Raw genomic sequence first — 12,708 nt, 5'->3', positions numbered from 1 at the left:
ATCCGAGCCTTAAAACTTATTTGCGCCCGGTAAATCCCTTCATCGTGTCGTAAATCCCGAAAACGTTTTCCATTACCCAGTCAAAAGTCGGAATTGGTAAAATCCCCTGCGAAAAACGGATAAACCAATACGGAAGCGGCATCGCCAGCATTTTGGTTTCTGTTTCGATTGCGGAAATTATTTTTTCGGAGGTTTTTTCAGGTTCTAAAATCGGCAATAATTTCGATTTTACACCATCGAACATTCCGGTATTAATGAAAAACGGCATGATGGTGGTTACCGAAATATTTTTGTTTAACTGATTCATCTCCAGACGCAAACTATCGCCCCAGCCAATTACTGCCCATTTTGATGCCGCGTAAACCGACATTCTCGGGTTTGAAATTAAACCGGCGGATGACGCAATATTGCAGATTGCACCAGAATTATTAGCCATCATTCCGGGTAAAAATTCCAAAGTGGTATGCATTAAAGCATTGCTGTTAACCGACATGCTTTTCTGAACCTGATCGTGCGTATGTTCATGAAAATATTTTCCTACCACAATTCCCGCGTTATTGATGAGAACATCAACGGCGCCAACGTCGTTTCGAACGCGCTGCGCCTGGATTTTAATGCTGTCCAAATTTGAAAGATCTATTTGGTACGTGAAAATTTCACCACCGATTTTAGCAAATTCCTCTTTGGTTTTGCTTAAACCTTCTTCGCTGATGTCCCAAATTACCAATTTTTTACAGCCTCGTTCAAGCGATTTTCTCGCCATAATTTTTCCGATTCCAGAGCAAGCTCCGGTTATGAGTACAGTTTTATTTTTAAAATCCATTTGCGGACGATGTAAAATTTTTACGGTAAATTTGTTATAAACAGAAACTAAAAGTAATGAATTTTCAAGATATTTTAGCTGCGCAGAAAGAATTTTTTAACAGTCAGCAAACGAAGGCTTATAAATTCCGAAAGAGAAATCTGGAAAAAATGCGCGATTTGCTCGTAAAAAATGATGATTTGCTTTACGAAGCGATTTACGCTGATTTCGGAAAGTCGAAATTCGACACTTTAACCACCGAAATTTCTTTCGTTTTAAAAGACATTGATTATTTTCTGGGAAATCTAAAATCGTTGATGCGGCCCGACAATGCGAAAACGAATCTCGCCAATCAGCTCGGTTCAAGCAAAATTTATTCTGAACCGCTCGGAAATTGTCTGGTAATCGGTGCGTGGAATTATCCGTATCAGCTTTCTTTATCTCCTGTCGTGGCAGCGATTGCTGCAGGAAATACCTGTATCGTGAAACCAAGTGAAATTGCGGAAAATACCATGAAAGCGATGGCGAAAGTCATCAATGAAAATTTTCCGCAAGAATTTCTCTTCGTTGCTGAAGGCGGTGTAGCGGAAACTACTGAAATTTTGAAACTGAAATTCGATAAAATATTTTTTACCGGCAGTCCGCGTGTTGGTCAGATCGTTTACGAAGCTGCGGCGAAGCATTTAACACCGGTAACGCTAGAATTAGGTGGAAAAAGTCCCGCAATTGTAACGTCTTCTGCCGATTTCGAAGTCGCAGCAAAAAGAATTGTCTGGGGCAAGTTCCTGAATGCCGGACAAACATGCGTGGCGCCGGATTATATTCTGGTTGATGAAAAAGTGAAAGTTAGCTTTTTGGATTCTTTAAAATCTTACATTCAGAAATACAATTATCAGCCAGATTCTGAGCATTATACGCAAATAATTAATGATAGAAATTTCGAGCGTCTGCTTCAATTAATTGATCACGAAAAAGTTTATATCGGGGGAAATTCAAATGCAGAAAAAAGGTTCATTGAGCCGACAATTTTAGCTGACGTTACCTGGAACGACGCGGTAATGCAGGAAGAAATTTTCGGACCGATTCTTCCGGTGCTGACCTTTAAAAATTTTAATGATGCTTTAAGCCAAATTGCTGCTTATGAAAAACCACTTTCAGCTTATCTGTTTACGGATAAATCCGAGGAAAAAGAGCAGTTTGTTTCCAAAATTTCTTTTGGAGGCGGCTGTATTAATGATGTGGTGATGCATTTAAGCAACGACCATTTGCCGTTTGGCGGCGTAGGAAATTCCGGAATGGGAAATTATCACGGCAAATATGGTTTCGACGCCTTTTCACATAAAAAAGCAGTTTTGTCGCGTGCAACATGGGGAGAACCAGACCTGAAATATCCGCCGTATAGCGAGAAAAAACTGGAGTGGATTAAAAAATTGTTATAAAAAAATCCCGTCATAATTGGCGGGATTTTTAATATTTAGGAAGCTTTTGGCGCCCATTTTTCAAAAAATGCTTTCACCTTTTCCAGGCTGTAGCCTTTTCCTTCTTCCAGCACCGCGCTGTCCTGCGTATGAATCATCTTGCCATTCTGGTCTAGAACGATGAAAACTGGATATCCATATTTCTCGCCTGGATTGTCATATTTAGCAAAAACTTTTTCGTTTTTGTTTTCCGGCGAATAATTCAGGTGGTAATAAATATAGTTTTTGTCAACAACCTGCTTCAGTTCCGGCGTGGTTTGCACATAATTGTTAAAACGTAAACACCAGATACACCAGTTTCCGCCGGCCTGTATCATTACATTTTTATTTTCAGCTTTTGCCTGTTTTACAAGCTCTGCAATTTTCGCCTCGGCATTTTCCTTATCATTATATGGTTTCGGAAGTTTTGCAATTTCTGCTGCTGCCGCTTTCTTTTTCGCTTCTTTCAACGCTACACTATCTACAGGAGCTGTCGCAGAATCGGCGGAAGTTTGCGTAACGGTGTCTTTAGAAGTTTCTGTTACTGCTGTATTTTCACTTTTTTGAGAACATGCAATTCCGGAAATTAAAAGCCCGGCAAGCAGAAGGCTTCGTAAAGTTTGTTTTTTCATCGTGATTGATAATTATTAATCTCTGCAAAATACCAAATTTTGGTTAAAGAATAAACTTTATTATCATTAAATTTGCACTCCATTATGAAGTTTATTTTCCAGATTATTTTACTTTTTTCCCGCTTGCCACTGCGCGTACTTTACGTCGTTTCCGATGTATTGTTTCTGCTCAGTTTTCACATCATCGGGTACAGAAAAAAAGTGGTTTTAACCAATCTGCAAAACTCGTTCCCGAAAAAATCTGCCGAAGAGCTCAAAAAAATTCAGAAACAATTTTATATCAATTTCTGCGATTATATTGTAGAAACATTCAAGACTTTTACCATTTCTGCTACGGAACTGCGCGTCCGGGTTCAGCACCTCAACCAGGATATTTTTAAAGAGGCAGTGGCCGAAAATAAAAATGTAATTCTGCTTTCCGGACATATTTTTAACTGGGAATGGTACAATACGCTGGCGCTGATTGTTCCGCAAAAAAACAGTTTTCCGGTGTATCGAAGAGTGAACAGTGGTTTTTGGGAAGAGCAGATGAAAAACCTGCGAAGCCGCTTTGGAAACACGGCACTGGAAGCCAAAGAAGTCATCCGACATATTTTCCGGAATCCTAATGACGGCGATTCTATTTACATGTTCGTGGCCGATCAGACGCCGCATCATTCGGAAGTGACGTACGGTTTGAATTTTTTAAACCAAAAAACACCCGCTTTTGTGGGTTATGACAAACTTTCCACTCGGATGGATCTTGCGTTTGTTTTTTGTGAAATGAAAAAAGTGAAGCGAGGTTTTTATCAGATTAATTATTACCGGATTTACCCCGACGGCGAAAAATTCGTGGAACACGAAGTGGTGAAAAAGTTCTACAATCTGCTTGAAAATACCATCGAAAAAAGACCGGATAATTATCTGTGGTCGCACCGGCGCTGGAAATATCAGCACGCCATAAAAGAAATGGAAAAAATTGCCTGAACTGCCCTGAAAATTTTAAAAAATTGAATTTAGCAATCGTAATTTTAAACTGGAACGGAAAATCCTGGTTAGAACAATTTCTGTCCAACGTCATTCAGCATTCTGCCGGCGCCGATTTGTACGTCATCGACAATAATTCTACCGACGATTCTGTCGAATTTTTAAAAGCTGAATTTCCGGAGGTTTCAGTTATTTTAAATACCGAAAACCATGGTTTTGCCGGCGGCTATAATAACGGTTTAAAACAGATTAAGCACGAATTTTACTGCTTGCTGAATTCGGATGTTGAAGTTACCGAAAACTGGCTGCAGCCAGTTCTTCAGCTTTTTGAAAAAAATGAAAAAATTGCCGCTATACAGCCGAAAATTTTAGATTTTAACCGCCGTGAATATTTCGAATTTGCCGGTGCCGCTGGCGGCTTGATCGACAATCTCGGGTTTCCGTACTGCCGCGGGCGCGTTTTTGAAAACATCGAAAAAGACGAAGGTCAGTACGACGATGAAACCGAAATTTTCTGGGCTTCGGGCTGCTGTTTTTTTATTCGTTCAGCGGATTTTTGGGCACACAATGGTTTTGATGAAAGATTTTTCGCACATCAGGAAGAAATCGATTTGTGCTGGCGCTTGAAAAATTCCGGACGAAAAATATTTTACACTGGAAAGTCCACCGTTTATCACGTAGGAGGAGGAACATTAAATAAACAAAGTTCACAAAAAACTTTCCTGAATGTCCGGAACAATCTATCGATGTTGCTGAAAAATCTGCCTTTTCCGAAAGCGTTTTGGATTTTACTGTTACGCTTCATTTTAGATGGATTTGCTGGAATTTATTTCGGTTTAAAAAATGGTTTTTTGCATTTTTTGGCGGTTATTCGGGCACATTTTTCATTTTATGCGCAAGTTCCCGGAACATTGAAAAGACGCCAAAAAAACCAGATTTCGAAATTTTATCAGGCTAAATGGTTGGTTTTTAAAAATTTCCTTAAAAGCTAAATCGGAAAAATTCGCCCAAACAGCACGGAATTTTTCTGTTTTGTTTCCAACAAGATTTTTCTTTTTGAAAAAATTGGTCATTTAGCACGGAAAAATTTTAGAAGTTCCATTTTTCAAAATTTAAAAGCTAATAATCCAGCCGAAATTTAATAAGATCAAAAAAATTATCTTTGTGATAATTAAAAATTTGAATGGAATTACTCATCATTATTTTACTTATTCTGCTGAACGGTATCTTCGCGATGTCGGAAATGTCGCTGGTTTCTTCGCGGAAATTCAAGCTCGAAAGCGCGGAAAGAAAAGGCAGCGCCGGCGCGAAAAAAGCGCTTCAACTGGGTGAAAATCCAACCAAGTTTTTATCGACCGTTCAAATTGGAATTACCTTAATCGGGATTTTGCTTGGGGTGTATTCCGGCGATACGCTAACCAATGATTTTAAAGGATTCCTTGATCAGTTTTCTTTTTTAGCACCATATTCGAAACCGTTAGCAACCGTTGGAATCGTAATTTTCATCACTTATTTATCGATTTTATTAGGTGAATTGCTGCCGAAAAGAATTGCGATGACTTTTCCTGAAAAAATCATCACTACTCTGGCAAAACCCATGGATATTCTGTCCAAAATAACGTCGCCGTTTGTTTGGTTATTGACCACTTCAAACAATATATTTTTAAAAATTTTCGGAATCGACAGCAAATCGGACAGCATTGTAACCGAAGAAGAAATAAAATCTATCGTGCGTGAAAGCGCCATGGAAGGACAAATTGATAAAATTGAGCACAATATTGTTGAACGCGTTTTTGAACTTGGCGACCGGAAAATCAACACGCTGATGACGCACAGAACTGCGATTACTTTTTTCAGCATCGAAGAAAATCTGGAATCAATTTTAGCAAAAATAACGAAAGAAAAACACAATTTTTATCCGGTTACAAGCGGAAATAATTTGGATGACATCATCGGTATTGTGACGATGAAAGATATTTTTCCGGTTGCGGATGCGCAAAATTTCCAGCTTAAAAAATTGCTGCGGCAGCCGATTTTCCTTAATGAAAATTCTTACGCTTACAGCGTGCTGGAAATATTTAAAAAAGAAAAAAATCACCACGGAATTGTTATCGATGAATATGGAAATACGTTGGGAATCGCCACAATGCACGATGTTCTGGACGCTTTGGTTGGAAACACGGCGACATCCGAAAACTTCGATTACCGAATTGTAAAGAAAAATGAAAATTCCTGGATTGCTGATGCGCAGTTTCCGCTGGTTGAATTCCTGAAATATTTTGACCTCGATTATCAGTTCGATAATAAAGATAATTACACCACTCTCGTAGGCTTTTTTCTGAATGAACGCGGCGGCTCGCCCGAAGTTGGTGATAAAATTAATGTTGATGATCTGGAGCTGGAAATCATCAGTAAGGACAAGCAACGCGTGGATAAAATCCTGATTTCTAAAAGTTCATCAACAAAATAATTTCAAAGAAAAATTCCGAATGAAATTAATAGAAAAATACGCTTATCTACATGCTTAATTTTTGCGCCATCGATTTTGAAACCGCGACGCACGAAAGGAATTCTGCCTGCGAGATGGGCGTTTGCGTGGTAGAAAACGGCGAAATAGTTTCTACCAAAACATGGCTTATCAAACCCCCGAGTTTCCCTTATTTTCACCCAAGAAATATTGATGTTCACGGCATTCGTCCGGAAGAAGTAAAAGACGCACCGACTTTCGAGGACATTTGGCACGAAGCACAGGATCTCATGTACGGAAACTTAATGATCGCTCATAACGCCGGTTTTGACGCTGGAGTTTTGCGAAGCTGTCTGGACCATTATGGCTTCTTTAAACCTAAACTGACGTACTTGTGCAGTATTTCTTTAGCCAAGAAATCCTGGAAAAATTTGCCAAAATATGGGCTAAAAAGTTTAGCGGAACAGCACAACCTTTCGTTTAACCATCACCGCGCGGGCGATGATGCAGAAGTGTGTGCGAAAATTTCTCTGTTGGCTTTCAACCAACTGATGCTGACGAGAAACGATGAAGTGCACGAAGTGCTGAAAAAAAATTTGAAGATTTTATAGGTAAATAACCGGTAAAATTTGAATTTTAATTGGTGAGAACATCTGCCACAAGACTGAATTTCGGAACTGCAATTTCCAGTTCTTCGTTGTTCGCGAGATTTTTACAGTAATAAATTCCGCTCATATTTCCTACGCCGGAGCGCAGCATGACATTGGAAAAGTAGGTGAAATCTTCGCCAGGCAGAATTTCGGGAGTTAAACCGATGACGCCCTCGCCTGCCACTTCCGTAAATCCAAAACCAAGATCGTAAATTAACCATTTTCGGCGGAGCAGCTGTATTGGCTCTTTGCCGAGGTTTTCGATTGTAATGTTATACCGGAAAACAAAGCGGTTTTCAGAAGGAAAGCTGTTCTTTATATCATATTGAGGAAAAACAGAAACCTTTATGTCAAAAGATATAGTAGAAAACATGGCAAAAATTTAGATTCAGATTATACAAAAATCCCGCCTTTATAGACGGGATTCATTTATTTAGAAAAAATATTTTAAAATCTTAAAGTTCAAGACCTTTTTTCTCATCACCATCCATTAAGAACTGTACCGGATTGTCGATTGCTTCTTTCACTGCAACCAAAAATCCTACGGATTCGCGGCCGTCGATAATTCTGTGGTCATAAGACATTGCCACGTACATCATCGGGCGGATAACAACCTGTCCGTCTACAGCAACCGGTCTTTGAATGATGTTGTGCATTCCTAAGATCGCAGACTGTGGCGGGTTGATAATTGGTGTAGACAACATGGAACCAAATACTCCACCGTTGGTGATTGTAAATGTACCGCCGGTCATTTCATCAATGGTAATTTTACCGTCGCGTACTTTTTCTGCAAGGTTTTTAATATTATTTTCCACTCCGCGGAAAGACATAGTTTCTGCGTTTCGCAAAACCGGAACCATTAAACCTTTCGGTCCGGAAACTGCGATTGAGATATCACAGAAATCGTAATTAGTTTTGAAATCGCCATCGATAGACGCATTCACATCCGGATACATTTGCAAGGCGCGTGTAACGGCTTTTGTAAAGAATGACATAAAGCCTAAACCAATGCCGTGCTTTTGTGCAAATTCTTCTTTATATTGCTTTCTAAGGCGGAAAATTTCGGACATATCAACCTCGTTGAAAGTTGTCAGCATTGCAGTTTCATTTTTCACTGAAACCAAACGTGCCGCCACTTTTCTTCTCAATACAGAAAGTTTGGTTGTGCTGCTTGCTCTGGAACCCGAAGTAGAATCTGCAGAACCCATTGCCGGAATTGATGCAGTTTCCGCATCTTGCTTGGTGATTCTTCCATCTTTTCCGGAACCGTTTACCTGATCAGCTTTTACGCCTTTTTCGTCCAATATTTTTTTAGCCGCCGGGCTTGGAGTTCCTGTTGCGTAAGTAGCTGCCGGTTTTTCTTCAGCCTTTGGAGCTTCCGTTTTTGGAGCTTCAGCTTTCGGCGCTTCTTTTGCAGGTTCTTGAGCTTTAGTTTCGGTTTTTTCTTGCGCCGAATCCGCAGGTTTAGCACCATCACGGTCAATCAGACAAACAACCTGACCAACTGCTACCACTTCACCTTCTTCGGCTTTAAGGGTGATAATACCGCTTTCTTCTGCCGGAAGTTCCAGCGTAGCTTTATCTGAATCTACTTCTGCGATGGGTTGGTCTTTTTCTACATAATCGCCGTCTTTAACTAACCACGTCGCGATTTCAACTTCTGTGATTGATTCTCCCGGAGATGGAACTTTCATTTCTAATATTGACATCGGATATATTTTTTTTAGTTTATTTAAAATGATTTATTGAAGTAATTTTTTTTCTGAATTAAGCCGTTACAGGTCTTTTCGCGGGTGCATCCTGACGGCCGAAAACCCGGTTTATCACGTCATTTTGGTTTCTTTCAAACATTTTATGACTTCCCGGCGCCGGCGTTCCGCTTTGAACCGGTGCAATAACATCGATTCCGGTGTTTCGGAAATTCCGTAAAATATAGCTCCACGCGCCCATATTTTCCGGTTCCTCCTGAACCCAAAGCAATTGTTTTCTGGAGCTGTATTTATTTAAAATTTCTTCAATTTGATCATTCTGTAAAGGATAAAGCTGTTCTAATCTCACCAATGCAATATTTTCGCAGTTTAATTCCTCTTTTTTAGCCAAAAGTTCGTAGTAAATTTTACCGGAACAAAGCACTAATTTTTCCACTTTAGCTGCGTCGATAGTCGCATCATCGATGATCGGCTGGAAATGACCGGTTGCCAATTCTTCAAAGTTTGAAATCACTTTCGGGTGACGCAACAAGGATTTCGGAGACATTACCACAAGTGGTTTGCGGAAATTCCATTTCATTTGTCGACGCAAAAGGTGGAAATAGTTTGCCGGTGTCGTGGCATTTGCCACCACAATATTATCGTTTGCACAAAGTGTCAAAAATCTTTCCAGTCTCGCGGACGAGTGCTCTGCACCCTGACCTTCAAAACCATGTGGTAAAAGCATGACCAAACCAGCCTGAATTTTCCATTTTTCTTCGGCAGCAACCAAATATTGGTCGATAATAATCTGCGCTCCGTTCATAAAATCACCAAACTGTGCTTCCCAAACCGTTAACGTGTTAGGTGACGCCATCGCATAACCATAATCAAAGCCTAAAACTCCATATTCTGAAAGGTGCGAGTTGTAAATATCAAATCTGTTTTCGGAAATGTGACGAAGTGGAATATATTCTTCTTCGGCATCTTCAGTTTTGATTATAGCGTGACGGTGAGAAAAAGTTCCTCTTTCTACATCTTCACCGGAAATTCGTACGTTGTTACCTTCGGCTAGCAAAGTAGCGTACGCCAACCATTCCGCAAGTGCCCAATCCAAATTATCAGCTTCAATAGCTTTCAACCTGTTTTCAAACAGCCGCGAAACTTTGCTGATGAATTTTTTATCTTTTGGTAAAGTGGACATTTGAACCGCCAATTCTTTTAACTTGGAAATATCAAATGTGGTATCAATTTTCGCCACCATTGCACCTTTTACCGAAGTTGGATATTGCTTCCAGTCATCAGCCATAAAGAGGTCCATGGTGTTTTTTTCAATTTCCTTCGAAGCATCAAAATCTGCATCCAAAAGTTCTTTGAACTGCGATTCCATTTTGGTAAGAATTTCTTTTGAAACAATACCTTCGCTGATTAGCTGCTCTTTGTAAATCTCTCTTGGATTTGGATGTTTTGAAATTAATTTATACAAATGTGGCTGGGTAAATCTTGGCTCATCACCTTCATTATGACCGTATTTTCTATAGCCTAAAAGATCGATATATACGTCTTTACCAAATTTCGCCCGGAAATCTGCCGCAAACCTCATCGAATGAACCACAGCTTCCACATCGTCTGCGTTTACATGCATCACAGGAGATTCTGTAACTTTTGCAATATCGGTACAGTACGTTGATGATCTTGCATCCAAATAGTTGGTGGTGAACGAAACCTGGTTATTTACAACGATATGCACCGTTCCGCCGGTTCTGTAACCTTCCAAAGTCATCATCTGCGCAACTTCATACACAATTCCCTGACCCGCAATAGCGCCGTCACCATGAATGACGATCGGTAAAACTTTCGCGAAATCTTTATATTTATTATCAACTTTTGCGCGGCAAATTCCTTCAACCAACGCACCAACCGTTTCAAGATGTGACGGATTTGGTGTTAAATTAATTGCAACCTCTTCGCCGTTTGCGGTTTTAATTTTTTTCGAAGAACCTAAGTGGTATTTTACGTCGCCGGAGAATACGTCTTCTTCAAATTCTTTGCCTTCAAACTCGGAAAAAATCTGTTTGTAGGATTTTCCAAAAATATTCGTCAGCACATTCAAACGGCCTCTGTGAGCCATTCCCAAAACCACTTCGTCCACGCCATGCTGAGAAGATCTTGTGATTAACTGATCAAGTGCCGGAATTAATGATTCGCCACCTTCAAGTGAAAATCTTTTCTGACCCACAAATTTGGTGTGCAGATAATTTTCAAAAGCGACAGCCTGGTTTAATTTTTCCAGAATTTCAGTCTTTTCACCGGCATTTAATTGCGGACGGTTTTTATTCACCTGCAAAAACTCACGGATAAATTTGCGCTCTTCAACGTTATTGATGTGCATATATTCCACACCAATGGATTTGCAATAAATTTGCTCTAAATGGTCGATAATTTCCTGTAAAGTAACCGCAGTTGGAAGACCGATTTCTTTTGCAGAATTAAACTTCGTTCCTAAATCTGCTTTTGACAGACCAAAATTTTCAATAGCTAAAGTTGGTTCGTACTGTCTTCTCTCGCGCACAGGATTGGTGTGCGTAAATAAATGACCGCGATGACGGTAACCTTCAATGAGGTTTAAAACTTTAAACTCTTTTTCTATTTCATTCGGAATCTTACCATTTGCCGCCGCTTGGTTTGCCATCTGAACCGGAGCAGAAACTGCCTTTTCCGACGAATCGGCTATCATATCTTCCCCGTAACCTTCCAGTGCAAAATCAAATCCCTGGAAAAATGCTTTCCAGGAGGGCTCCACCGAGTCGGGATATTTTAAATATTGTTGATATAAGTCTTCTATTAACTGCGAGTGTACAGCGTTTAGGAATGAAAATTTGTCCATTATTTACAAATTAACTGTTGGTTTTTATTTAAAGAACAAAATTAACAAAAATAAGTGAAGTACCGAAGGCAATCCGCAGATAAAAAGGCGCGCGGCGCTTTTATTTATAAACCGGCAAAGATAATTTCAGCACCACTTCCGAAGCGGAATTTGGCTCTTCTAAAAAAGTCTCCTGTAACGTTCCATTACGTAAGGTGTCTTTTTTTGCTTTGCTGACGAGTTGCTGTATAGATTTCACGCGCCCGGCGTAACTTCCGCGATAATAAGTTACAAATGTCCGCGTAGGATTTAAAGTTCTGAAGGTAAAATTATTGTCCGAAACAGACTCTTTTTTCGGCAACGGAACGCCATAAAAATAAGAAACCTCTTTATCTTTATAATATTCCGGAGTCGCAATTAAAACTGGTTCGCCAAACTCGTCATCTTTTTTACCTAAATCCATCTTCACAAAGTTTAAAACCTTGTTGTGATTAACAACGATATTCTTGAAAAAACCATCTCTGCTGTTTTTAGTGGAAACATTGATCCCGACCAAAATCAGGCTTTCCTGATTTTCTTCGGTAATGGTGTCGAATTTCAGGTTTTCGCGCTGCGCTTCTTTCTGGATTTTTTTGCCAAGTAAATTCGATAAATTGGTCATGCTTTTATCGACAGATTCCAGCCAGACATCTTCCGAAATTAAATTCAGTGAACGTTTAAGAAATGATTGTTTTGGTGTGTGGATGAACCAGGTGATTTTCGTTTTGTTGCCCAAAGGCACAAATTTAAAATTCAGCTGGTAAGGCGTATTTTTTTTGCCTTCATAAAGCTGAAATTTTAAAGTTTTATGTGGGTTTGAATATCTGATGAAAAGTTCGCCGCTGACGTCTTCGTCTTTTGGATCGTGAAACGTAAAAGAACTTCCCTTTCCGTCATATGGCGTAAAAAACTCCAACGACAGATTTTTATTATCAGAAAAATAGCTGTTCCAAAGGGCAAAATTTTGCAAATTATTAAACTGCGGAAAAACTTTTTCGACAGGATAATTTATTTCTTTTTCTACCGTAAAATTTTTATTCTCAGGAGCGAAAAACATCAACACCGCATAAACGATGCCTAAAAGCATTATAAGAAAAAGAGCAATTTTTATCCAGCGCATGGCGCAAAAATACATAAAACG

11 protein-coding genes are annotated in these 12,708 nt (G+C 39.6%); 5 read left to right on the top strand and 6 right to left on the bottom strand.

The genetic code is table 11. The features are described from left to right. Positions 1–16: 16 nt before the first annotated feature. The gene (locus OA84_RS06575; RefSeq protein ID WP_039343998.1) at positions 17–823 is read right to left on the bottom strand and encodes an SDR family oxidoreductase; all 807 of its coding nucleotides are present in this window, start codon (positions 821–823) and stop codon (positions 17–19) included. Between the two features lie 56 nt (positions 824–879). Here OA84_RS06575 and OA84_RS06570 point away from each other — a divergent pair, with 56 nt between their 5' ends. Beyond that, complete coding sequence (locus OA84_RS06570; protein ID WP_039343996.1) at positions 880–2,241, top strand: aldehyde dehydrogenase; 1,362 nt, start codon at positions 880–882, stop codon at positions 2,239–2,241. A 35-nt stretch (positions 2,242–2,276) separates the two neighbouring features. Here the strand turns inward: OA84_RS06570 and OA84_RS06565 are convergent, their stop codons facing one another. After that, the gene (locus OA84_RS06565; RefSeq protein ID WP_039343994.1) at positions 2,277–2,891 is read right to left on the bottom strand and encodes a thioredoxin family protein; all 615 of its coding nucleotides are present in this window, start codon (positions 2,889–2,891) and stop codon (positions 2,277–2,279) included. Positions 2,892–2,975: 84 nt separating this feature from the next. Here OA84_RS06565 and OA84_RS06560 point away from each other — a divergent pair, with 84 nt between their 5' ends. The 4 genes from OA84_RS06560 to OA84_RS06545 all read left to right on the top strand — a co-directional run bounded on the left by OA84_RS06560 (position 2,976) and on the right by OA84_RS06545 (position 6,935). Next, complete coding sequence (locus tag OA84_RS06560) at positions 2,976–3,857, top strand: lysophospholipid acyltransferase family protein (protein ID WP_039343992.1); 882 nt, start codon at positions 2,976–2,978, stop codon at positions 3,855–3,857. Between the two features lie 23 nt (positions 3,858–3,880). Next, a complete protein-coding gene (locus tag OA84_RS06555; RefSeq protein WP_039343990.1) occupies positions 3,881–4,849 on the top strand; it encodes a glycosyltransferase family 2 protein in 969 nt (322 codons plus the stop codon). A 191-nt stretch (positions 4,850–5,040) separates the two neighbouring features. Then, complete coding sequence (locus tag OA84_RS06550; protein WP_039343988.1) at positions 5,041–6,327, top strand: hemolysin family protein; 1,287 nt, start codon at positions 5,041–5,043, stop codon at positions 6,325–6,327. Between the two features lie 50 nt (positions 6,328–6,377). Further along, the gene (locus OA84_RS06545) at positions 6,378–6,935 is read left to right on the top strand and encodes a 3'-5' exonuclease (RefSeq protein ID WP_039343986.1); all 558 of its coding nucleotides are present in this window, start codon (positions 6,378–6,380) and stop codon (positions 6,933–6,935) included. 25 nt (positions 6,936–6,960) lie between these two features. Here the strand turns inward: OA84_RS06545 and apaG are convergent, their stop codons facing one another. From apaG to OA84_RS06525, 4 genes are all read right to left on the bottom strand, one after another. Next, a complete protein-coding gene (apaG, locus tag OA84_RS06540; RefSeq protein WP_039343984.1) occupies positions 6,961–7,347 on the bottom strand; it encodes a Co2+/Mg2+ efflux protein ApaG in 387 nt (128 codons plus the stop codon). A gap of 82 nt (positions 7,348–7,429) precedes the next feature. After that, complete coding sequence (gene odhB / locus OA84_RS06535) at positions 7,430–8,683, bottom strand: 2-oxoglutarate dehydrogenase complex dihydrolipoyllysine-residue succinyltransferase (protein ID WP_039343982.1); 1,254 nt, start codon at positions 8,681–8,683, stop codon at positions 7,430–7,432. 58 nt (positions 8,684–8,741) lie between these two features. Continuing rightward, entirely contained in the window at positions 8,742–11,549 is a 2,808-nt protein-coding gene (locus OA84_RS06530) for a 2-oxoglutarate dehydrogenase E1 component (protein ID WP_039343980.1), read from the bottom strand. 100 nt (positions 11,550–11,649) lie between these two features. Continuing rightward, positions 11,650–12,654 (bottom strand): SRPBCC family protein, encoded by a 1,005-nt coding sequence (locus OA84_RS06525; protein ID WP_233701826.1) that lies wholly within the window; start codon positions 12,652–12,654, stop codon positions 11,650–11,652. Between the last annotated feature and the right edge of the window lie 54 nt (positions 12,655–12,708).

Source organism: Kaistella solincola, assembly GCF_000812875.1.
Classification (GTDB): Bacteria; Bacteroidota; Bacteroidia; order Flavobacteriales; family Weeksellaceae; genus Kaistella; species Kaistella solincola.
This window is presented reverse-complemented; position numbering and strand designations above follow the sequence as displayed.